18 protein-coding genes are annotated in these 22,275 nt (G+C 43.5%); 3 read left to right on the top strand and 15 right to left on the bottom strand.

What is annotated here, in order from left to right:
- Positions 1-152: 152 nt before the first annotated feature.
- From lpdA to fba, 7 genes are all read right to left on the bottom strand, one after another.
- Positions 153-1,862 (bottom strand): dihydrolipoyl dehydrogenase, encoded by a 1,710-nt coding sequence (gene lpdA, locus NST85_RS00685; RefSeq protein WP_341188263.1) that lies wholly within the window; start codon positions 1,860-1,862, stop codon positions 153-155.
- Positions 1,863-1,990: 128 nt separating this feature from the next.
- Positions 1,991-2,344: a carboxymuconolactone decarboxylase family protein gene (locus tag NST85_RS00680; protein WP_127194613.1), complete on the bottom strand. Its 354-nt coding sequence runs from the start codon at positions 2,342-2,344 to the stop codon at positions 1,991-1,993.
- A gap of 108 nt (positions 2,345-2,452) precedes the next feature.
- Positions 2,453-2,899 (bottom strand): MarR family winged helix-turn-helix transcriptional regulator, encoded by a 447-nt coding sequence (locus NST85_RS00675; RefSeq protein WP_211350269.1) that lies wholly within the window; start codon positions 2,897-2,899, stop codon positions 2,453-2,455.
- Positions 2,900-3,062: 163 nt separating this feature from the next.
- Complete coding sequence (locus tag NST85_RS00670; RefSeq protein ID WP_127194612.1) at positions 3,063-4,331, bottom strand: radical SAM protein; 1,269 nt, start codon at positions 4,329-4,331, stop codon at positions 3,063-3,065.
- 63 nt (positions 4,332-4,394) lie between these two features.
- Positions 4,395-5,732: a transcription termination factor Rho gene (gene rho / locus NST85_RS00665; RefSeq protein WP_127194611.1), complete on the bottom strand. Its 1,338-nt coding sequence runs from the start codon at positions 5,730-5,732 to the stop codon at positions 4,395-4,397.
- A gap of 176 nt (positions 5,733-5,908) precedes the next feature.
- Positions 5,909-7,162: a UDP-N-acetylglucosamine 1-carboxyvinyltransferase gene (locus NST85_RS00660; protein WP_127194610.1), complete on the bottom strand. Its 1,254-nt coding sequence runs from the start codon at positions 7,160-7,162 to the stop codon at positions 5,909-5,911.
- 200 nt (positions 7,163-7,362) lie between these two features.
- On the bottom strand, positions 7,363-8,214 hold the full coding sequence (gene fba / locus NST85_RS00655) for a class II fructose-1,6-bisphosphate aldolase (protein WP_127194609.1): 852 nt from the start codon (positions 8,212-8,214) through the stop codon (positions 7,363-7,365).
- A gap of 345 nt (positions 8,215-8,559) precedes the next feature.
- Here fba and NST85_RS00650 point away from each other — a divergent pair, with 345 nt between their 5' ends.
- Positions 8,560-9,882 carry an IS4 family transposase gene (locus NST85_RS00650; protein WP_341188262.1) on the top strand — a complete coding sequence of 441 codons (1,323 nt, stop codon included), beginning with the start codon at positions 8,560-8,562 and terminating at the stop codon, positions 9,880-9,882.
- 189 nt (positions 9,883-10,071) lie between these two features.
- On the opposite strand, the gene NST85_RS00645 is transcribed toward NST85_RS00650, so the two are convergent.
- The 3 genes from NST85_RS00645 to rpoE all read right to left on the bottom strand — a co-directional run bounded on the left by NST85_RS00645 (position 10,072) and on the right by rpoE (position 13,057).
- Positions 10,072-10,446 carry a response regulator gene (locus tag NST85_RS00645; protein WP_127194608.1) on the bottom strand — a complete coding sequence of 125 codons (375 nt, stop codon included), beginning with the start codon at positions 10,444-10,446 and terminating at the stop codon, positions 10,072-10,074.
- A 128-nt stretch (positions 10,447-10,574) separates the two neighbouring features.
- Positions 10,575-12,176, bottom strand: coding sequence for a CTP synthase (locus NST85_RS00640; RefSeq protein ID WP_127194607.1), 1,602 nt, complete (start codon positions 12,174-12,176; stop codon positions 10,575-10,577).
- A gap of 314 nt (positions 12,177-12,490) precedes the next feature.
- Positions 12,491-13,057: a DNA-directed RNA polymerase subunit delta gene (rpoE, locus tag NST85_RS00635; RefSeq protein WP_127194606.1), complete on the bottom strand. Its 567-nt coding sequence runs from the start codon at positions 13,055-13,057 to the stop codon at positions 12,491-12,493.
- Between the two features lie 483 nt (positions 13,058-13,540).
- Here rpoE and NST85_RS00630 point away from each other — a divergent pair, with 483 nt between their 5' ends.
- Positions 13,541-14,689 carry a S8 family peptidase gene (locus NST85_RS00630; RefSeq protein WP_127194605.1) on the top strand — a complete coding sequence of 383 codons (1,149 nt, stop codon included), beginning with the start codon at positions 13,541-13,543 and terminating at the stop codon, positions 14,687-14,689.
- 131 nt (positions 14,690-14,820) lie between these two features.
- Here NST85_RS00630 and argS read toward each other — a convergent pair whose 3' ends face one another.
- The 5 genes from argS to speE all read right to left on the bottom strand — a co-directional run bounded on the left by argS (position 14,821) and on the right by speE (position 19,967).
- Positions 14,821-16,500: an arginine--tRNA ligase gene (gene argS, locus NST85_RS00625; RefSeq protein WP_127194604.1), complete on the bottom strand. Its 1,680-nt coding sequence runs from the start codon at positions 16,498-16,500 to the stop codon at positions 14,821-14,823.
- Position 16,501: 1 nt separating this feature from the next.
- Complete coding sequence (locus NST85_RS00620; RefSeq protein ID WP_127194603.1) at positions 16,502-16,924, bottom strand: DUF1934 domain-containing protein; 423 nt, start codon at positions 16,922-16,924, stop codon at positions 16,502-16,504.
- Between the two features lie 239 nt (positions 16,925-17,163).
- Entirely contained in the window at positions 17,164-18,108 is a 945-nt protein-coding gene (locus NST85_RS00615) for a hypothetical protein (RefSeq protein WP_341188261.1), read from the bottom strand.
- 147 nt (positions 18,109-18,255) lie between these two features.
- Positions 18,256-19,125: an agmatinase gene (gene speB / locus NST85_RS00610; RefSeq protein ID WP_341188260.1), complete on the bottom strand. Its 870-nt coding sequence runs from the start codon at positions 19,123-19,125 to the stop codon at positions 18,256-18,258.
- A gap of 14 nt (positions 19,126-19,139) precedes the next feature.
- The gene (speE, locus tag NST85_RS00605) at positions 19,140-19,967 is read right to left on the bottom strand and encodes a polyamine aminopropyltransferase (RefSeq protein ID WP_341191056.1); all 828 of its coding nucleotides are present in this window, start codon (positions 19,965-19,967) and stop codon (positions 19,140-19,142) included.
- 214 nt (positions 19,968-20,181) lie between these two features.
- Between speE and NST85_RS00600 the strand changes: the two genes are divergently transcribed.
- Positions 20,182-22,245 carry a transglycosylase domain-containing protein gene (locus tag NST85_RS00600; protein ID WP_127194600.1) on the top strand — a complete coding sequence of 688 codons (2,064 nt, stop codon included), beginning with the start codon at positions 20,182-20,184 and terminating at the stop codon, positions 22,243-22,245.
- The last annotated feature ends 30 nt before the right edge of the window (positions 22,246-22,275 follow it).

Here is a 22,275-nt window from a genome sequence, read left to right as displayed (position 1 = left end):
TACCTCATGCGTGCACAGAGTTATCATGACACTTTTCTGATTATATCACGACAGATGATGCCACGCAATTGCCTGTTTTAGGATTTGTAGCTCAATTCGATTAAATACATCACAAATAAATTCTGTAATTTATAAAAATATTTTTGGTCCCTCTATCCTAAAAAGTGTAAAGCACCACCTTCGGTTGCCAAGGCACTTTCATGGATTGATTCAGCAGTTGTCGGATGTGCATGAATGGTTTCAATAATACTTTCCGCTGTCAGCCCGTTTTTAACTGCTAACGTAATCTCTCCAATTAAATCAGTTGCATGAGGCCCAATAACAGCTCCACCGATAATCTCATTCGTTTCCTTAGCTTTAATCAGTTTAACAAATCCTTGACTTTCTCCTAAAGTAAGTGCCTTACCGTTGGCTTGGAATGGAAACTTACCTACAACTATTTCTATCCCATTGCTCAAAGCTTCAGCTTCACTAACACCAACAACTGCTATTTCTGGACTTGTAAAAATAGCACTCGGTACCACAGCATAATCCATTTCGCTCTCATGACCCATAATGTTGTTAACAGCAACAATACCTTGATGTGAAGCTACATGTGCCAATTGGATATGTCCTGTCACATCACCGATTGCATATATATTTGACAGATTTGTTTGCATTTTCCCATTAACTTTGATGCCTTTGTTGTTTTCATTCAATTGTATATTTAAGCCCGCAAGGTTTAAATCACCTACATAAGGTGTTCTACCTGCAGCCATTAATACCATATCCGCACATATAAATTTCTTTGTTCCTTGATTATCAAAAGCTACAACACATTCCTCATGTTCACTTTCAATAATTTCCTCTACTTTAGAACCTGTAAATATGTGAATACCTTTTTGCCTAGCGATCTGTGTCATTTCTTCATATATATCCGCATCTATATTGCCTAATATGTGATCAAAATATTCCACAACAGAAACCTTCACGCCAAAGCTGTTAAAGATGAATGCAAACTCCATACCAATTACGCCGCCACCGATAATAACTAATCGTTCCGGCAAGGTCGTCAAATCTAGCGCTTCTTTGCTTGTTATTACCTGTTTGAGCGTGATTCCCGGAATAGGAAGTTCTGTCGTTTCTGATCCAGTGGCAATAATGATGTCTTTAGATTTAATTGTAAACTCAACATTTTTTTCTTTAACATAAATCGTTGCTTCATCAACAATCTGTGCTACACCCTTAATTACGGTTACACCATGTTTATCTAATAGATATCTAATACCATCAACCAATTGATCCACAATTTTATTTTTTCTATCTATCACTTTTTTTATATCAACTGAAACAAGCTCAGCATGTAACCCATAGCTTTCGGCATGCTTTAAATCAGTAAACACCTCTGAGGATCTTACTAAAGATTTAGTAGGTATGCATCCCCAATTGAGACATGTGCCACCAACATTCTCCTTTTCAATCAATGTCACATTGGCTCCTAGCTTTGCCGCTTGAATAGCAGCCACATAACCGCCTGGTCCGCCTCCAATAATAGCTATATCTGTTTCAAGCTCTTTTTTTTGTGGTTTTATCAGGCTGCCAAAATAATTGAACTTTTTCGTCTCACCCGTTGGATCGTTGTTGTCGGCTCCTCCCTCAATCTCAGCTAAAATATCTCCTACCTTTACCATGCTCCCTTCTTCAACGTTTATGCTAATAATTTTCCCCGTAACGTTAGAAGTAATGGCTTTATTCCCCTTACTGGACTCAATTTCAAATAAAACATCATTGGAGGATATAGAGTCCCCTTCCAGTTTATATATCTTGCAAACCTTTGCTTCCTTAGCATGGCCAGAAATACTATCCAAAGTAATGTTAGTCAAGGTGAGCTTCCTCCTAATTTTTCAAACGAATGAAATCTTCGTGATTTTATTCACAATCAGACTTAAAGTTCAAGACATTATAAATAAAATCACGAGGTTTATAACTACGCTACTCTGATGTTGCAGTTTTACTTGAAATCCCCTTCAAATTCATCGATCGACTTTTTCAGTAAAGTAACGCTATATGCCATAGTTGGTCCGCCACCAAATGCCACTGCTACCATAGCGGATTCAAGAATCTCTTCGCGTGTTGCGCCTGCCTCAAGTGCTTTGTATACGTGGAAAACAATGCAATACTCGCAACGGCTAAACCCTGCTACAGCAACACTAATCAATTCTTTTGTTTTAACATCTAGTTTGCCGGGTTCATATGACGCTCCTAGCAATCCCATAAATGCCTCTACATTCGCACCGTTGGTTTTACCTAGATCAGTTAAGCCGCCCAAAAAATCATTTAGCAATTCTCTTGGATTTGAAGACATTTAAAAACCTCCTATAATTTTATTGCAATACTAATGGTTAGTATAGCAAGTATATAGAATGGCGTCAATTTATGGCAGGATTCGACATAATAAAAAGCATATCCACTGCTACTCTAGTGGGTATGCTTCTACATTTGTAACCATTTTTGATAACACCCTTAATAAGGTTTGCATCTCTTCCTCTGTTATATCTTTGGAAACAAGATCATTAAACTTCTGTCCCTCAGGTAGCAACTCTTGTCTATATTGCATCCCTTTATCTGTTAAAATAAGCTTTATAATTCTCCGATCTTGTTTACTTCTTTCACGGATGACCAGCTGCTCCCTCTCCATACGATCGATCAGTCTGGCAGCAGAAGATTCTTTAATATGCATCTTATCGGCTAATTCTTTTTGATTTATTTCACTCTGTAAACCTAAATAATATAGGGCTATCCATTGAACCCGAGTAATTCCCTTCTTATTTAATAATTGTTCAAAGGTGCCTGTAATCAATTTCGAAGAATTACTAGTTATATAAGCAACACAAGTATCTATATTAAATATCAGAAACACCCACCTTTATAATCCGATACTGCAGTGCACCGGATCTCCTACTTATTAGCAAATAATTATACCAAAGCCTTACTCATAATTCTACTGACTTCATAAGTAACCAAGAGCCCTCACTCCTTATATTCTCGGAATGAGGGCTCTTCTATGCAAAGTTTAGATCGGATTACTGACGCTTCTTTATACGTTGTAGCTCCGTTGGGGGAACATGTGTGTAGGAACCAATTACTACGTCTGGTAATTCCTCTTGGAAGATTTCGATAGCTTGCTTCATTCCAAGTATTTCACCCTTCGCCTTTGGAATAAGTTCCAAATAGCTTTCAGGGTCGATGTTCAGGTTGCGAAGCTGAATAAATCGAAGCTTGGAGCGCTTGGCAAACTCGATCATCGCTTCCAATTCCTCTTCGCGGTCCGTTACACCCGGAAAAATCAAATAATTGATTGAAGTGTATACACCCTGCTCATATGCGTAACGAAGTGACTTCTCTACGTTAGCTAATGTATATCCACGTGGTTTGTAATAAGCATTATAGTGGTCATCTAGGGCACTAATCGTGCTGACCCGCATCAAATCAAGGCCGGCATCGACGATTCCCCGAATATGATCACTAAGTCCAGCATTCGTATTAATATTGATGTAGCCCATATCTGTCACTTTCCGCACTTCACGGATCGATTCGATAATAATCTTGGCCTGGGTGGAAGGTTCCCCTTCGCATCCTTGTCCAAAACTGATGATCGACTCTGGTGTCTTCAGATGTTCCAACATGATTTCAACCAGTTCATCCACGCGTGGTCGGAAATTCATCCGGGTCTGTGGTGCTACAAAACCGCTATCATCAGGTTGCTCTGAAATACAACCGAAACAACCCGCATTACATGAATAAGATACCGGGACTGCGCCTTCCCATCGGTTCAAGAATGTATTTGAGGCCGTCAAGCACTCATATTCCAATGCGCAGTTAGATAAATGATCATACAACCGATTCTCCGGATAACGAGACTTTAAGACTTTTACCTGTTCTTTTAGTTCCAATGGATCGCAATTCAGCGGGTTCCACTTCTCGGGATCATCGGATAGCCGGGCAGTCACATAGAAATTGCCGTCTTTCCATACAACAGCCGAATAACCAAATAGCGGTAGCTTATAGTCTTTATCCGTCTTCACATATCCAGGAAGGCAAAGCCGAGTAAACCCTTGCGGAAGCAATGCTCCCACAGCTTGTACCTTACCAGGGAGTGCCATCATTTCGCCAGTCTCAGGGTCCATACCAATTGGACGCGTGCTCGGCAAACCGACTAAAGTTGCCCCGTCCGGTAACGGAATTAACTCATCTTCCATAATTTCAACAATCATATCCGCGCTACGAGCTAATCCAAATAGCGTGGGATGATCAAATACTTGTCCTCGTTCATCTGCATATACTAAATACATGTTGTTCTCCTCTTCGCTTAACCTTCATGCGTCCTACACCAGCAGGGAAATCAGGCGTGATTGTTAAGACCCAGATCCGGAACCAGATCCAGATCCTGGTGATGGTGCAGTACGTACAGAGCGACGTGCTCCGCCACTACTTCCAGATGGTGCGCTTCCTGCTGCGTCGAACGAAGCTAGGAACTCCGTATTTGTCTTGCTGTTTCGCAGCTTTTTCAGAAAACCTTCCACAAAATCGTAAGAATCATTCATATTTTTACGGATCGACCAAATCGTATCCAATTCTTCCTTCTTCAGCAACACTTCTTCACGGCGAGTACCAGAGCGACGAATATCGATAGCCGGAAAAATCCGACGTTCCGCCAGCTTGCGGTCCAAGTGAAGTTCCATATTTCCTGTACCTTTAAACTCTTCATAAATGATATCATCCATACGCGAACCCGTATCTACTAGTGCGGTAGCCAGAATAGTTAGACTTCCGCCTTCCTCTACGTTACGAGCTGAGCCAAAAAACCGCTTTGGACGATGAAATGCTGCAGGATCAATCCCCCCGCTAAGAGTCCGGCCCGAAGGTGGTACAACAAGGTTATATGCCCGTGCAAGACGAGTAATGCTGTCCATTAAAATAACAACATCCTTCTTGTGTTCCACTAAGCGAATAGCGCGCTGTAATACAAGTTCGGCTACTTTAATATGATTCTCTGGAAGTTCATCGAATGTAGAAGCAACCACTTCACCTTTAACCGAACGCTGCATATCTGTTACTTCTTCCGGACGCTCATCGATTAACAATACGAATAACTCGATTTCGGGATGATTAGTGGAAATGCTGTGGGCAATTTCTTTCAGAAGCAGCGTCTTCCCTGCCTTAGGCGGAGCTACGATCAATCCACGCTGTCCGAGTCCGACTGGGGCGAGTACATCCATAATGCGGGTAGATAAATGATTAGGGGATGTTTCAAGCACGAGCTTAGTCTGTGGGTAAAGCGGAGTTAATGCTGGGAAGTGTAGGCGTTCAGCAGCCACTGCGGGGTTCTCCCCGTTAACCGCATTTACCTGAAGAAGGCCGAAATACCGTTCGTTCTCCTTTGGCGTTCTGCATTTACCAGAGACTAAATCTCCTGTTCTCAGGTCAAACTTCCGTATTTGCGAAGCGGAAATATAAATGTCCTCTGCACTTGGCAAATAATTTATAGGTCGTAAAAATCCATAACCCTCAGGTAATATTTCAAGTACGCCTTCCATAAACATAAGTCCACTTTGTTCTGCTTGCGCTCTTAAAATAGCAAAAATCAATTCTTTCTTTTTCAACTGTCCGTAGTATGGAATCTGATACTGTTTCGCAAGCTTATACAGCTCGGTCAGTTTCATTCCTTCCAAATCGGCAATTTGCAGATCCATGTAAAAACCACCTATTCAATTTTTTCATATAAACTCAACTATATAGATTGAACTAAAGTTTGTACTGACAGAATTCATAATAGCTTAGTATACATAGATGATGAGTGCCATTGTCTTTAGTTCAATTCTATCTAGCATATCCAATTATGTGGTAAATTATGACATTAGGCAAGAGACTACTCTTCTTCTCGCCACACGTCCGCACCCAAAGCGCGCAAATTAGTTACTAGATTGTCGTATCCACGGTCAATTAGTTCTACCCCAGACACTTCAGTAACGCCGTCATCCACGGTCAATCCTGCAATGACAAGCGCAGCCCCTGCACGAAGATCAGCCGCTCTAACCTTAGCCGCATTTAATTTGCCACCTTCAATAATAGCAGAACGCCCTTCAACACGAATCTTTGCACCCATTCGTACTAGTTCAGGCACATGTTTGAAACGATTACTATAAACAAAGTCGCTTAATACGCTAACACCCTCAGCCTGAGTCAAAAGACTAGTCATTGGTGATTGCACGTCGGTTGGAAAGCCTGGATAAATCAATGCTTTCACATCCACATGATCGTATCTTGGAGCACCCATAACACGTATGGATTCATCCAATTCTTCTACTCCAACACCCATTTCAATCAATTTGGCGGTAAGCGCCTCTAAATGCTTCGGAATGACGCCGTCTATCAATACATCGCCGCGCGTCGCCGCCGCTGCAATCATATACGTTCCAGCTTGGATCCGATCCGGAATAATGGAATGACGACAGCCTTTCAGCTCAGACACGCCCTCAATCCTAATCGTTTCCGTTCCAGCGCCTTTAATAATTGCGCCCATAGAATTCAACAGTGTTGCAACATCTATAATCTCAGGCTCTTTAGCCGCATTTTCGATAATTGTAGATCCTTTGGCTCGAGTTGCAGCCAACATGATGTTAATTGTTGCTCCTACGCTGCTAACATCCATGTAGATTTTAGCGCCACGTAGTTCTTTTGCATGCAAATGAATAGCACCGTGCTCGTTCGTCACGGTAGCACCAAGTGCTTCAAACCCTTTAATATGTTGATCAATCGGACGAGGTTCGAAATTACAACCTCCTGGCAATCCGATGGTTGCCTCTTTAAAACGTCCTAACATAGCGCCCATCATGTAATATGAAGCACGCAGTTTCTTTACAGGCCCATTGGCCATGGGAATAGATCTAATATCGGAAGGATCAATTTTCATATAACTACCTTCCCAAAATACGCGCGCACCCAATTCTTCCAGAATTTCTGCATAGACTGCGACATCGCTTAGAAGCGGTAAATTATCAAGTACAACTTCTGATTCTGCTAAGATTGCAGCCGGAATCAATGCAATTGCACTGTTCTTGGCACCACTGATCGATACTGTACCGCGCAGCGGGCGTCCGCCGCTGATCATTAGTTTTTCCATAAGCTAAAGGGTCCCCCTACGTATTTTGCAGTCGGTAAACGACATGATTTTCCTTCATTTTTGGCAATGAAAATGGAAAGACACCGGCTATGCGGTGCGCTCTCCATATCTGCCTATTCAACTACTTGCCTGACAAACGGGTAGAGCACGGGCAAACTTACACTCCGTGTTCTAGTCAGCAGGCACAGAAGAGAAGTTTATTATGCTTTGTTACTGGATCCAAACTCACGCATTTTACCAGCAACTGTTTTTTGGATTTCTTCACGACCTGGTTTGATAAAGGTACGTGGATCGTAAGCATTTGGTTGTGCCGCAAGTACTTCACGAACAACTTTCGCGAATACGATTTGGTTCTCAGTGTTTACGTTGATTTTGGAAGTACCCAAGGAGATTGATTTCTTGATGTCGTGTTCAGGAATACCTGTTCCGCCATGAAGTACCAATGGAAGTTTGATCGCGTTGCAGATTTCTTCCATTTCTTTGAATCCAAGGTTAGGCTCACCATGGTAAGGTCCGTGTACAGAACCAAGAGCTGGAGCTAGAGTATCGATACCAGCTTCTGTGATTTTGATGCAGTCTTCAAGTTTAGCATACATGATTCCGCCGATAACGTCGTCTTCTTGTCCGCCTACTGTACCAACTTCAGCTTCTACAGAAACGCCTTTTGCATGTGCATATTCAACGACTTTTTTAGTCATTTCAACGTTTTCTTCGATTGGGTGATGTGAACCATCGATCATTACAGAAGTAAATCCTGCATCGATAGCTTCTTTACATTTCTCGAAGCTTGAACCATGGTCAAGATGGATAGCGACAGGAACAGTAATCTTCATGTCGTGAATGAGACCTTCTACCATTTTAACAATTGTAGTGAAACCGCTCATGTAGCGTGCTGCACCTTCAGATACACCAAGAATAACTGGTGATTTTTCTTCTTCAGCGGCAGCAAGAATTGCTTGCGTCCACTCAAGGTTATTGATGTTAAATTGACCTACTGCATATTTGCCTTCAAGTGCCTTGTTCAACATGTCTTTCATCGATACTAATGGCATAATTTCAATCCTCCTAAGGGTGTTGGTTTTATCCATATCTTTAGCCGACATTCACACTAAGACATTATATCACAATAGGCCAAAAATACTAAACAAGCTTTCAATTGTGTTTGTGAACATCTTTTATAATTTATCTATGCAATGAATCTTATACTTTTGCACAAAAAAAAAGGACCCCGTTGTTACAATGTCATTAAGTTAAAGCATAGGTCCAAAAATTAAGAAAAGAGCAGGTTATCGAAAAGATAGCCTGCTCTTTTTTTTGCGCGAAACTGAGAAATAGAACTTGACAAGTAGATTGAAATGTGTGGCGTAGCCCCTTGAAAAAACGAGGAGGTTACGCCAATGAATGAGTATGCGAATTCACTAAAAGAAACGCTGACATCCCTTCTACGAGAAATGTCAGCCGCACCAGCACCTTATGTCAAAAACCCTGAAAAAGACTTTACCCGAAAGAAAAAGCTACCCTTTGAAACGGTTATGCAACTCTTGATCTCCATGGGTGGGAACAGCATGTATAAGGAACTCTTAGAATCGCAAGGCTATGACGTAAACACCGCGACCACTTCTGCTTTTGTCCAGCAGAGAAATAAAATCCTGCCTTCAGCTCTGGAATTCTTGTTTCACAAATTTACGCAAACCTATACGGATATCAAGCACTACCGAGGGTATCGATTACTTGCTGTTGACGGTTCCGATTTGCATATCGCAACAGACTCTGCGGATACGGACACCTATTTTCAAAGTCAGCCGAACACGAAAGGCTATAACCTTCTGCATTTGAATGCAGCCTATGATTTGTGCAGCAGACTTTACGTGGATGCCATTGTTCAGCCACGAAGGTTGTGTAACGAGAGAAGAGCACTAGCAGATATGGTTGACCGTTCCTCCATTAAAGACAAAACCATTGTTACTGCCGATAGAGGTTATGAAAGTTACAACAATTTTGCGCATATTGAACGCAAAGGGTGGAACTATGTTATTCGGGTAAAGGATTTAGATTCTAATGGTATTCTTTCAGGCTTGCGTTTGCCCTCTGGTGGAACGTTTGATATGGACGTTTATCTGACACTCACCAAAAAACAAACCAAAGAGATCAAGGCTCATCCCGAAATTTACAAGTTCGTCCCTTCCACGTCTACTTTTGATTTTTTGGATTTGCATGAGAACTTGTTTTATCCCATTTTTTTTCGGGTTGTTCGTTTCGTCCTGCCGAGTGGCGCTTATGAAACCGTCATTACGAATCTTTCTAGCACTGATTTCCCACCCGATGAACTCAGGTCTATTTATAACATGCGATGGGGTATAGAAACCTCTTTCAGGGCATTAAAATACACAGTCGGTCTGACGAGTTTTCACGCAAAGAAGCGAGAGTCCATCACCCAAGAGATTTTCGCAAGAATGATCATGTACAATTTCACTGAAATGATTACCTCGCACGTAGTCATTTCTCAAATGAATAAACGGCATCAATACCAAGTCAACTTCACGGTCGCCGTTCACGTTTGTAGACATTTCCTGCACTCAAGAGACAATGGATCCCCGCCCGATGTTGAAGGACTGATTCGCAAAAACATTTTGCCGATTCGACCCATTCGCCCAGGGCAGAAGAATACGCGCAAAATTCGCTATAAATCAGCTGTTAGCTTCGTTTACAGAGTAGCATAATTCGTTTCACATGAACATTTTTTAAGCGGGTATTTCATCCGCTTTGTTTGCTGTACGCTTTTTTTCTTGCTTGCGCAAAAAAAAACGGCACAGTTCTTTTACCCATGCCGTTTCGGATTTCATTTTTATTCTCGGTTTCGTTTTGAGCTTATCTTAATGACATTGCCCGTTGTTAGGGTCCTTTCCACTCTATAGGGATCCGCTTCTTAACTGCTCGTGGACCGCGATGCGTATTTCATCAATATCAAATGGCTTGGTGAAATGCATCAGCGCACCCAGATCAGTAGCTTGCTTAATAATATTAAGCTCGCCATAGGCGGTCATCATGATGACTTTAATCTCAGGATTGGCTTCCTTGATGTGTCGCAGTATTTCTAGTCCATCCATGCCCGGAATTTTCATGTCGAGCAGTACCAAGTCCGGGGCGTCGCTCTGGACGATTTCCAAAGCAATTTTGCCATTGGGAGCTTGGAATGTCTTGTAACCCTCACTACTGAATACTTCCATCAACAAAATTCGAATACCGTTCTGATCATCAACAATCAATATCTTCTTCTCTTCCAACGAGAACCCCCCTAAGAGTTAACTCTTACCAAACAACTAATTCGCCTCTAATTAGGAAATACCTTCTTTTGGAAAAAAGGGGTTGATATATGTTTGAAGTTACTGTGAAGATTCACAGAGAAATGAACTTATGACAAGTGAGTAATTGCCGCTTTAACAAACTCACGGAAAAGTGGCTGCGGACGGTTCGGACGGGAAGTGAATTCCGGATGGAATTGTACCGCCAAGAACCAAGGATGGTTCGGCAATTCAACGATTTCGACAAGTCGTCCATCTGGTGAAGTACCGGAAATCCGCAGACCTGCTGCTTCAATTGCTTCACGGTATGTGTTATTAAACTCATACCGATGACGATGTCTCTCGTATACAAGTTCATCGTCGTAGCACTGCATAGCAAGTGAATCCGGAGTAAGCTTACATGGATACAGACCAAGACGCATCGTACCACCCAAGTCTTCAATATCTTTCTGCTCTGGAAGCAAATCGATGACCGGATACTCAGTTGACGGATTGATTTCGGAGCTATTAGCACCCGGAAGACCAGCCAACGAACGTGCGTATTCAATAACAGCCACTTGCATGCCTAAGCAAATACCGAAGAATGGAATGTTCTTTTCGCGTGCATAACGGATCGTTGAGATTTTACCCTCGATACCGCGGTCACCAAACCCACCTGGCACGAGAATCCCACCGATACCACCTAAATGTTCCTCAACGTTCTCATCAGTTATATCTTCCGCATTGACCCAACGAATTTTCACATCGGCATTAGCATCAAACCCAGCATGAGATAACGATTCAACTACACTTAGATAAGCATCGTGTAATGCTACATATTTTCCTACGATAGCAATTTCAACTGTTTTCTCAAGCTTGTTGATTCGCTCTACAAGATTCTCCCATTCGCTCATATCCGCTGGAGGAGTTGTCAATTTCAGATGATTGACGGCAATCTCATCGAGACCTTCTTCACGCAAGTTAAGTGGTACTTGATACAATGTATCCGCATCACGGCATTCTACTACCGCACTAGCATCTATATCACAGAATAGTGCGATCTTAGCCTTCATATCATCGGATAGTTCATGCTCAGTCCGGCATACGATAACATTTGGTTGGATACCGATACTACGCAGTTCTTTAACACTGTGCTGAGTTGGTTTCGTCTTCACTTCACCAGCAGCTTTGATATATGGAATAAGGGTAACATGGATGTACATAACGTTCTCACGACCAATGTCACTCTTGATTTGGCGAATGGCTTCAAGAAATGGCAAACTTTCAATATCTCCGACGGTGCCCCCGATTTCGGTAATGACCACATCAGAACCGGCTTCACGTCCGGCACGATATACACGTTCTTTAATTTCGTTCGTAATATGCGGAATAACCTGTACTGTTCCACCCAGGTATTCCCCGCGACGCTCTTTACCAATTACTGAAGAATAAATTTTACCTGTTGTTACATTGTTGTTCTTCGAAAGGTTGATGTCGATAAACCGTTCATAGTGACCCAAATCAAGATCCGTTTCTGCACCATCATCGGTTACGAACACTTCCCCATGCTGATACGGACTCATTGTGCCCGGATCGACATTCAAGTAGGGATCAAATTTTTGGATTGTTACCTTTAAACCCCTGTTCTTCAGCAGTCTTCCCAGCGATGCGGCCGTAATCCCCTTCCCGAGCGAGGAAACGACTCCGCCTGTTACGAAAATATATTTTGCCACCGTCAAAAAACCTCCTATATATAGTACGTGCTCAAAACTACCTCAGTAGTAAACCTGATATGCGGGTGACCCAAGAGTCATTAGCGTAACCCATTTTCTATAAATCCATAGCTAAATGGGCAATAAAAAAACAAAAAAGTGACACCCGAATAGGATCGGGGCACTTTTATAAGAAATCATATTTATTGGATTGATTCATAAGCCCATGCAATAGTTTACCCGTTACCTCAGCCTCTGTCAAGTGAATAAGGGTGGGTATTCAGGATACCTTGATGTGGCAAATTTATTGTGTAATCAACGATACGAAATCTATTTTACTTATCTTCTTCGCTATCGTCCAAATCATCTTCGGAATCTTCTTCATCTGCAAGTTCGTCTTCATCCTCATCCAAATCTGCATCCTCTAGAAGAGCCTCATCTTCCACTTCTTCTACTTCTTCAACATCTTCCTCGTCTTCATCCGCAAACAACTCATCTTGATCGTCATCGACCTTATCAAAGCCGTCTCCATCCGGAGTAAAGGATTCTTCTTCTGCAAAGTCATCATCTTCAAGATCGTCATCGTCGTCGTTAATAATACGTGGACGTTTGGCGTTACCAACTGGATCTTCAGACTTCTCAACTGGATACCAGCGTTTCAGGCCCCACAAGTTGGTGCCAACACAAGCAAAACGGCCATCAATATTGATCTCCGTATATAATTGCGCAATCGCTTCACTAGACTCTTGCTCCGACATACCACGAACCTTAGCAACCTCTTTCATAAGGTCACGATAGTAATAAGGTGTATTTGCTACTTTTAAAATCATAAAAGCCAAATCGACCATCGGAATCTCAAAAACTTTCTCCGGATCAATTTTCAAATTAATTGAAGTACTCACCTGGCGGACACTTCCTCTCACGCAATGTTCATTTAAAATTCAAATTAAAACGTAAAACCAATCATTAAAATTGATTCCTTCACTAACATATCCATATCACACATTAGTAAACCCTATTTGGAACTAAATTGCAAGTTTAAAAAAAGTCGCAAGTTTATAATAATCCTCGATCCCTGATTAGGGTGACCTACACAAGAAAAAGACGGGAACAGAGCGTTCACCGTCTCCTGACTGTATCCTCTCCAAAAGGAAGCTATAGAGCAACCCCCCGAAGGTTAGTGAAAGCCTTATTACGGCTCTCACTCCATCCTATGTCCAGATTCTAACTTTGACACGCACATCCAAGCTTATCTTTAGAAATTTATGTAATTTGCATAGACCATACCCCTTAGCCCATTTCCTATAAACAGGGCCCCTTCCCCACTCAGCGATTAGAACATCATCATAATATACTGCAACACTTCGTCAGGAGGGGCTACCATAATGGACTACTCCGTATTCCTACAATATTTAAATGGCCACATAAACACCTCCGGAACCAGCGGGCGATATATTATCCGCTTTCCCCATCCGGCACAATACAACGAATGTCTACGCCAACTACACAGACTTAGACGGAAGCTCCCAGCATTAAAGCGAGTCCGCACCTCTTCCTTGCTTCGGGCCTTCCTATGTCCACTAGGCTTACCGGACAAAGTTACCCGCAATCGATTCGGTGTATTAGTGGAGGAGGATTCTATCGTTAGTGTCCACTCCGCCTCCCCAGGTAAGGAACGTAGTGCAGAAATTCCTTGGGGTGTCAGACGTATCGATGCTCCGGAGGCCTGGTCTCTCTCGACAGGAAGTCAAATCCGGATCGGCGTTATTGACACTGGGGTGGACTATTCACACCCCGACCTTCGCTATTCACTTGCACGGGGAATTAATTTATTAAATCGCGTTAGCCTACCTCACGACGATAACGGACACGGTACTCATATCTCTGGCACGATCGCCGCATCTGGAGGTTCGCAGGGCATCATCGGTGTTGCCCCCCGTTCTTTGATTTATCCCGTAAAAGCTTTTGATCATAATGGCTCTGCCTACGTCTCTGATATTATCCTTGGTATCGACTGGTGTGTCAGGAACCATATGCATATCGTCAATATGAGTTTTGGTATGAAGAACAAAAGTGTATCTCTACAGAATATTATACGTAAAGCTCATGAGGCAGGTATTATCGTAGTCGCCTCCTCAGGCAATGATAAGAAAAGCCGTAGCGTAGATTACCCCGCCCGCTATTCTCAGACTATCTCCGTTGGAGCCACAGGTAAAAATGGTCGTATTGCTCCATTTAGTAACCACGGATCCTATATCGACATCTACGCTCCCGGAGAAAAGATCTATTCTTGCTGGCTCGGAGGCGGGCATCGCGAAATGAGCGGCACATCCATGGCGACTTCCCATGTCAGCGGAGCTATCGCCCTATTACTATCCCTGCGCCCCGGTATGACTCCAGACCAAGTCAAGCGGCGGATCCGCCGTAATGCCCGCGCGCTCCCCGCTAACAGTCCCTTAGCCAAAGCCGGCACAGGGGAAGCCCATGCATCACGTCTGCTGCGCGGCAAAACTAAAAAACTCACTTCATCCTAGCCTAGACCGTCACGACGATGATATGGGCGATAATCACCACTTCCACAAACACAAAAATCGCCCTCCACCCATAATAGGGAAAGGGCGATCCATTCTAATTGACTTAGAATGCCGTAGCCAAATAAGGAATATTACATCCGTTCTGGCGCAGACACTCCGATCAATGTGAGAACATTAGCCAAGGTCGTACGAACGGCCCCGAGTAGAGCCAAACGTGCAACCGTCTGCTCACTATCTTCAGTAATTACACGCTCCGCCTTGTAATAACTGTGGAACAGTGAAGCAAGTTCATATACATAACGAACGAGTCGATGCGGTGCAAAGTTCTCCGCTGTCGTTCTGATTTCTTCCGGTAGTTCACCAATCTTCCGCAACAGGTCATACTCATGCTCTGCTGTCAGTTTGTTTAAATTAATGGACTCCAAAGATGGGATTACAATGCCTTGCTCCTCCGCCTGACGATACACGCTACAAATCCGGGCATACGCATATTGAACATAAAAAACAGGGTTCTCATTAGATGTGGAGATAGCCAAGTCCATATCGAAATCAAGATGCGAATCCATACTACGCATCGTGAAGAAATAACGAATAGCATCTACTCCAACCTCATCCATCAAATCAACCATAGTTACAGCTTTACCTGTCCGTTTGGACATTTTAACCTTCTCACCATCTTGGAACAGACTGACCATTTGCGCTATAAGCACGGTAAGCTTTTCTGGATCATTGCCGATTGCTTCCATAGCTGCTTTCACCCGAGGGATATATCCATGATGGTCAGCGCCCCAGATGTTGATCATACGATCAAAACCACGGTCATATTTATTCCGATGGTAGGCGATGTCTGGAGTCAGATAAGTATAGGTACCGTCGTTCTTAACGAGTACACGATCCTTATCATCACCATAATCTGTCGTACGCAACCAAGTGGCTCCATCCAATTCAAAGGTTTGCCCTTTAGCCCGTAGTTCTTGAAGCGAGTTCTCCACCTGTCCATCCTCATACATAGACGATTCACTAAACCAGACATCAAAACCAACCCGAAAACGTCCCAAATCCCGCTTAATCTTCTCAAGTTCCTTCTCTAGACCATATTTACGAAGGAATGCTTCACGTTCCTCTGGTGTTAAGGACAGTAATTCTTCACCCTTCTCAGCAACCAGTTCTCTAGCGAAACCCTTGATGTCTTCACCATGATAGCCGTCTTCCGGCATTTCTGTATCCATTCCAAGCTCTTGCTTGTAACGCGCTTCTATCGACTTACACAGATTAACTACCTGATTACCAGCATCATTAATGTAATATTCACGAGTAACATCATAACCAGCGAAATCTAATACGTTACAGAGGGCATCACCAACCGCTGCACCGCGGGCATGTCCTAAATGTAAACTCCCCGTAGGATTAGCACTAACAAATTCCATTTGCATCTTTTTACCTTGTCCATCATTTACCCGGCCATAATCTTTACCTTGAGAATAGACCTGTTCGATCACAGGATACAAGTAACTCTTGCTCACGGTAAAATTGATAAACCCAGGGCCAGCGATTTCCGCCTTTTCAATACCCGCCTTCTCGTAATCAAGATGACTAACAATGGCTTCAGCAATTTGGCGTGGGTTCTTCTTCGCAATCCGGGTCAACTGCATCGCCGCATTGGTAGCTAGATCTCCATGTGCCTTCTCTTTCGGTATTTCCATAGCCATAGCTGGAATCTCTTCTTCAGTCGCTAGTCCAGCAGCTGTAATGGCTTCAATAATGGCTTGCTTCACCTTCTGGTTCATTTGTTCTAATGGATTGAGTGTCATATCAAACTTCCTCCTGTATATTTAAGCTGATAACAAAATGTCCTGATAACTCTTCATAAGCGTACAAATCGTACTCCCAGAACACAGTGCCAAATGCGCCTTCTAGATTGATCTCCAGTCTACTGGTGTCCGTAGATAGATTAAACTTCGTAAATGGGGAATGGTAAAACCCCGGCAGCCGTTGACCCGCTTTGAATGCCTGTTGCGATTCAACTTCACCATGCCGCATAATCTTCAGCTCATTACTCGATATTTTGATCATCGTTCGTGTTATTCCACCTGTTGGCCCTTTGTCCGGCTCCTCATACTTCACATATAAGATGCCTTCTCCGCCGGCAACGACTTCGCCCCGTATCTCCTGAACACTCTTATCCTCGCCCTGAGTACTCGTGAGCACAATACGAACTTCCTTCTTGTCTGGCATGTCCAAAATCTCCATTCTATATCCTGTGAATCTAAATACTTCTAAGATTCACGTAGTCAAAAGACAATTTTAGAGCAACTTCTATATATTACATCAAAGTTTTCTTCTTGTACTACTATATCCAGTTCAACACATCAATTCAATATGATCCGTCCAATAGATGACTTGGAATGGGTTGATTATTGGAAGAATTACAAAACGCCACCCCTATGAGCTGAGCAGCGCTTGTGGACTAACTTCTATAACGGCTGGCTTATTACAATATATTTTACCTTATTTTCGTTGTAGTATAGATGGAATTTATAGTAATCTCCCACTTTATAACTCCATCTACTGACTAATTTCAAGGCTTCAGGGCCAAGTTTAGTCATGACCTGATCTAACGTGATTCCAACCTTAACATCATCCTGTGTAGCATAAGAGTCATTAGTGAATACAATCTGGCGGTTCAACATAAGAATCCCATTACTAAATTTCCGTGCTTCTTTAACTTCACCAGTACCATCATCATAGTAAGGGATCTTCCAGATCACTTCTGCATCCTGGAGTTTTGTTTCCCATCCATTAAAATCTAGGCCGCCCATTTCAGTCTGTTCTGCATTTAAGGGCATAGGGTCGATGCTACCAGCACTCTCTTGTTCTACCCTAGCGTTCTCCAGGAATATATCTAGCACAGCTAATTCGGAGTCTTCCCTAAGCAAGCCTTGCATTAACAGCAGCACTTGGTCATCAGCGTAATAAGATACTCCCTCTACTTCAAACGTATTGTTACTCAAGTTATAAGGCAAATCATATTCATGATCCTGCAAAATGAAGTGCAACATTGCCTTCTCATCGTCAGCTTGCGGACCTTGTTCAGCTCTTGCCACAGTCGTATCCGTCCATCTTAACGATTGCAATAGAACAAATAGTCGATTGTCTGGAATATCCTTCTGGATACCGCCACGTTCTACTGAAATAGCTTTTACGTCTTCTTCCTGAAAATCAAGCATCTCAAATAGATAAGGTAAAACGACACTCAGACTCGGTTCTGAATTCACTGGAATATTCTTGTCCTCTTCCTTCTCAAGCTCAATAGTGGAATCAACACCCGTGATAGTAACGGTGGAACGATTTGAAGGAGCTTTATAATATATCGCTATCACCACTACAATTGCCAAAACAATAATTACACCGGCTATCATGAATAGATCTCGCTTATTCCCTTGAATAAAAAACACCTCCTATGACGATAAAAAAACAAGCATCTCCTCCCCGTCTAAGGTGCAGAAGATGCTTGTTGTCGTTAAGCTCTTATATATTGTATTCGTAATGTAATCAAAGTTCCCCTACTACTTCACAAAACCAAGCAGCATTTCACGGATTAGCTTAGCCGCTACAATTGGCGTTTGTTCTGTAGGGTCATAAATTGGTGCAACCTCCACGAGGTCACATCCTACAACATTAACGTCTGAACCTGCGATAAGATGAATCGCATCCAGCAATTCCTTCGAAGTGATGCCTCCAGCCTCTGCCGTGCCCGTTCCTGGCGCACATGAAGGGTCTAGTACATCGATGTCGATGGTAACATAAACTGGACGACGTCCGAGTTTGGGTAGCTCCATCTTAAGTGGTGCAGCCACCTCGAACGGATGGAAATGGGTATTCTCACGTCCAAACAGGAATTCTTCCTTAGAACCCGAGCGAATACCGAATTGATATACATTTTTGCCACCCATCAGCGCTGCTGCCTTGCGGATCGGCGTCGAGTGGGATAATGGCTCGCCTTCATAATGTTCACGAAGATCGGCATGGGCATCAATGTGAATCAAGGCAAGGTCCGGGTATTTCTCATACACGGCCTCAATGATAGGCCAGCTCACAAGATGCTCCCCACCTAGTCCAATCGGGAACTTATCATCTGCAAGTAAACCACGTACATACTCGCCGATCACTTCAAGGCTGCGACCTGGGTTACCAAAAGGAAGTAGCAAATCCCCAGCGTCAAAATAAGAGGAGTCCAGAATACTTTTGTCCAAATAAGGGCTATACTCTTCCATACCAACCGAAGCCTGACGAATCTTGGATGGACCAAAGCGGGAGCCAGGACGGAAGCTGACGGTATAATCCATCGGCATTCCATATATGACTGCCTTCGAAGATTCATAATGCTCAGAACTACAAATAAATACGTTACCAGAATACGCTTGATCCAGTTTCATTCTCCTATTTCCCCCTATTTTACGAGATCTTCGACGAACTTAGGCAATACGAACGCTGCCTTATGCAATTTAGGTGTGTAATACTTCGTATCGATCTCGGGAATTTGCTTCTCATCTACTTCAAGCGGATCATATTTCTTGCTTCCCATAGTGAACGTCCACAAACCGCTTGGGTAAGTAGGAATGTTCGCTCCATACACACGAACGATCGGGAAGATTTCCTTCACATCACGATTCACCTGTTGAATCAAGTCCGCCTTAAACCAAGGGTTGTCCGTCTGAGCAACAAAAATCCCATCGTCTTTAAGCGCTTCATAAATACCTTGGTAGAATCCACGCTCAAACAATGGTGCTGCTGGTCCAACTGGTTCAGTGGAATCGACCATGATCACGTCGTATTTATCTTTATTTTCGATAATATGCATATATCCATCATTCACTTGCACTTCAACCCGTGGGTTGTCGAGTTCACAAGCGATTTCCGGTAAGTATTTCTTCGAATATTCGATAACTTTGCCATCAATGTCAACCAGCACAGCCTTTTCTACTCCTGGGTGCTTGATTATTTCGCGGATTACTCCACCATCACCGCCACCTACAACGAGAACATGCTTCGGGTTCGGATGAGTAAATAACGCCGGATGTGCTACCATCTCATGGTACACAAATTCATCCTTAACCGTTGTCATTACCATACCGTCCAGCACTAGCATACGCCCAAATTCTTCGGTATCGATTATCGCCAAATCTTGAAAGTCCGTCTTCTCTGTAACTAACGTTTCCCGAATTTTTGCGGTAATGCCAAAGACGGGCGTCTGTTTCTCCGTAAACCACAATTCCATCGTACATACCTTCTTTCCGCCAGAATAGTGTTTAGTTGTCATATGGCTCTCCAGATTCACTTCTCGCAAAGTTTCACTTCCTATATTGTACCAAACAAGTTGTATTATATTAAATCATGACCAAAATGTGAATATCTACCTCAAACTTTCCCATACTTAAAATAACACCGCCGTAGATGACAACAGGTACGGGAGTGGAAAGGAGGTAAGACTCATGCAGAGACTGATCCGCAGTGGTGGCAAGAAGCCGCCCCGCCGTAAATGGCTTTTCTTCAAATTAATACTGTCCACTGGATTGCTAGCCTTATTTGCCATGGGCATTTTACTGTTATATCTGTATCAGTCTGATCTACCGCTAGCCGATTCCGACCGCAACTCACAATTACTAGACCAAAATGGCAAGAGTATCGCTGTATTCTCAAGTGGAGAGCGTAATCGAGTCAGCGTAGCATTAGATGAGGTCTCCCCTTTGCTCATTCAGGCCACGCTTGCCGTGGAGGATCGTCAATTTTATGATCATGTTGGTTTTGATATCAAGGGTATGGCCCGGGCCCTATTCGTAAATCTGCAGAAAATGGATAAAGTGCAGGGAGCCAGCACATTAACCCAACAGTTAGCTCGAAATCTATACCTATCTCATGAACGCACATGGTCACGTAAAATCAAAGAAGCTATGTATACGGCGCAGCTTGAAATGAAATATAGTAAAGACGAAATTCTCCAAATGTATTTGAATGAAATTTATTACGGGGGAGGAGCCTATGGGATCGAGGCTGCATCCCAAATGTACTTTGGCAAGTCTGCTAAGGACCTAAACCTAGCGGAAAGCTCCATCCTCGCTGGTGTACCCAAAGGACCGACGTACTACTCTCCCTATAATCATATGAAGAATGCGAAAGATCGACAAAAGACCGTTCTATCTGCCCTGGTCACCACAGGAGGAATTACTCAAGGGCAAGCGGATGAAGCCTATAGTGAGATGCTAAACTTTAAATCACAGAAACAACGGATTACGGCGGATCAGGCTCCCTATTTTCGCGACTATGTCCGTAATGTTGTGGTTCATGAGTTGGGGTTTGACGAAGATTTGCTTGAGCATGGAGGGTTAAATATATACACCACACTCGACATGGATGCGGAGGAAGCAGCGGAAGCGGCCATTGCCTCTGAACTAGGAGGCTCACCTGACCTTGAGGCGGCCTTGGTATCCATTGATCCGCGTAATGGCCATATCAAAGCACTTGTTGGTGGCGTGAATTACGCTCAAAGCCAATATAATCATGTCTTTGCTACCACGCGTCAACCTGGATCAAGCTTTAAGCCGATCATGTATTTGAGCGCATTGTCTTCAGGGAAGATGACCAGTGTCAGCAAGTTTAGCAGCCAACCCACTTTGTTCCATTATGATGACAACCGAAAAACATATAGCCCCAAAAACTTCGGGGATAAGTATTTAGGAGACATCGATATGCGCCGAGCTATCGCCGCCTCGGACAACATTTATGCAGTCAACACCATCTTGACGGTCGGCGCTGAGCAAGTGATCGAATTAGGGCGCAAAATGGGGATAACAAGTGCCATGACGCCTGTTCCTTCCCTAGCGTTGGGTACTTCCCCAGTCAGTCCTTTCGAGATGGCCTCTGCTTTTGCAGTCATTAGTAATCAAGGAAAGAGAATAAAACCTGTTGCTGTTCTGAAAATAACGGATGATCAAGGGCATACCCTCTACGAGGCACCCTCTCCTCACGAAGAGAAGGTAGTTGAACCCGCCGCTGCTTACGTACTCACGCATCTACTGGAGAGCGTGTTTGAAACGGGTGGAACTGGGAACAGAGTATCTGCCAATATCCTGCGGCCCGTCGCGGGCAAGACCGGCACAACTAGTACGGACGCTTGGCTCGTAGGATACACACCGGAATTGTCCACCGCAGTATGGGTTGGTTATGACAAAGGGAAGATTCTTGGCACTACAGAGTCACGCAAAGCAGCACCGATCTTTGCAAAGTTTACGGAGAAGGCGCTGGAGAAAGTTCCACCCAAGATTTTTCCGATCCCGGACGGAGTGGTGAGTCTATATATCGACCCCAACACCGGTATGCTGGCTACTGCTGACTGTCCAGACAAGCAGCTCGAAGTGTTCATCCAGGGCACGGAGCCAACAGAAGTCTGCACCGAACACGGGAAGGGAGAAGGCGAATCGGTACAACCTCTACCCGTGAACGATAAGCCGGAGAGCCACTCCTGGTGGAGTGATCTGAAACGCTGGTGGATGGAGTAAAAAATGCGTAGGTCATGGACTGTGGACTAA

The organism is Paenibacillus sp. FSL K6-2524, assembly GCF_038005525.1.
In the GTDB taxonomy this organism is placed as follows: domain Bacteria; phylum Bacillota; class Bacilli; order Paenibacillales; family Paenibacillaceae; genus Fontibacillus; species Fontibacillus anaericanus.
This window is presented reverse-complemented; position numbering and strand designations above follow the sequence as displayed.

What these genes read in the sequence shown, in the direction of transcription:
- NST85_RS00680 (WP_127194613.1), bottom strand. Translation starts at nt 2,344, where the DNA reads ATGTCTTCAAATCCAAGAGAATTGCTAAATGATTTTTTGGGCGGCTTA.
- NST85_RS00670 (WP_127194612.1), bottom strand. Translation starts at nt 4,331, where the DNA reads ATGTATTTAGTATATGCAGATGAACGAGGACAAGTATTTGATCATCCC.
- rho (WP_127194611.1), bottom strand. Translation starts at nt 5,732, where the DNA reads ATGGATCTGCAAATTGCCGATTTGGAAGGAATGAAACTGACCGAGCTG.
- NST85_RS00660 (WP_127194610.1), bottom strand. Translation starts at nt 7,162, where the DNA reads ATGGAAAAACTAATGATCAGCGGCGGACGCCCGCTGCGCGGTACAGTA.
- fba (WP_127194609.1), bottom strand. Translation starts at nt 8,214, where the DNA reads ATGCCATTAGTATCGATGAAAGACATGTTGAACAAGGCACTTGAAGGC.
- NST85_RS00650 (WP_341188262.1), top strand. Translation starts at nt 8,560, where the DNA reads ATGAATGAGTATGCGAATTCACTAAAAGAAACGCTGACATCCCTTCTA.
- NST85_RS00630 (WP_127194605.1), top strand. Translation starts at nt 13,541, where the DNA reads ATGGACTACTCCGTATTCCTACAATATTTAAATGGCCACATAAACACC.
- argS (WP_127194604.1), bottom strand. Translation starts at nt 16,500, where the DNA reads ATGACACTCAATCCATTAGAACAAATGAACCAGAAGGTGAAGCAAGCC.
- NST85_RS00620 (WP_127194603.1), bottom strand. Translation starts at nt 16,924, where the DNA reads ATGCCAGACAAGAAGGAAGTTCGTATTGTGCTCACGAGTACTCAGGGC.
- NST85_RS00615 (WP_341188261.1), bottom strand. Translation starts at nt 18,108, where the DNA reads ATGATAGCCGGTGTAATTATTGTTTTGGCAATTGTAGTGGTGATAGCG.
- speB (WP_341188260.1), bottom strand. Translation starts at nt 19,125, where the DNA reads ATGAAACTGGATCAAGCGTATTCTGGTAACGTATTTATTTGTAGTTCT.
- speE (WP_341191056.1), bottom strand. Translation starts at nt 19,967, where the DNA reads ATGGAATTGTGGTTTACGGAGAAACAGACGCCCGTCTTTGGCATTACC.
- NST85_RS00600 (WP_127194600.1), top strand. Translation starts at nt 20,182, where the DNA reads ATGCAGAGACTGATCCGCAGTGGTGGCAAGAAGCCGCCCCGCCGTAAA.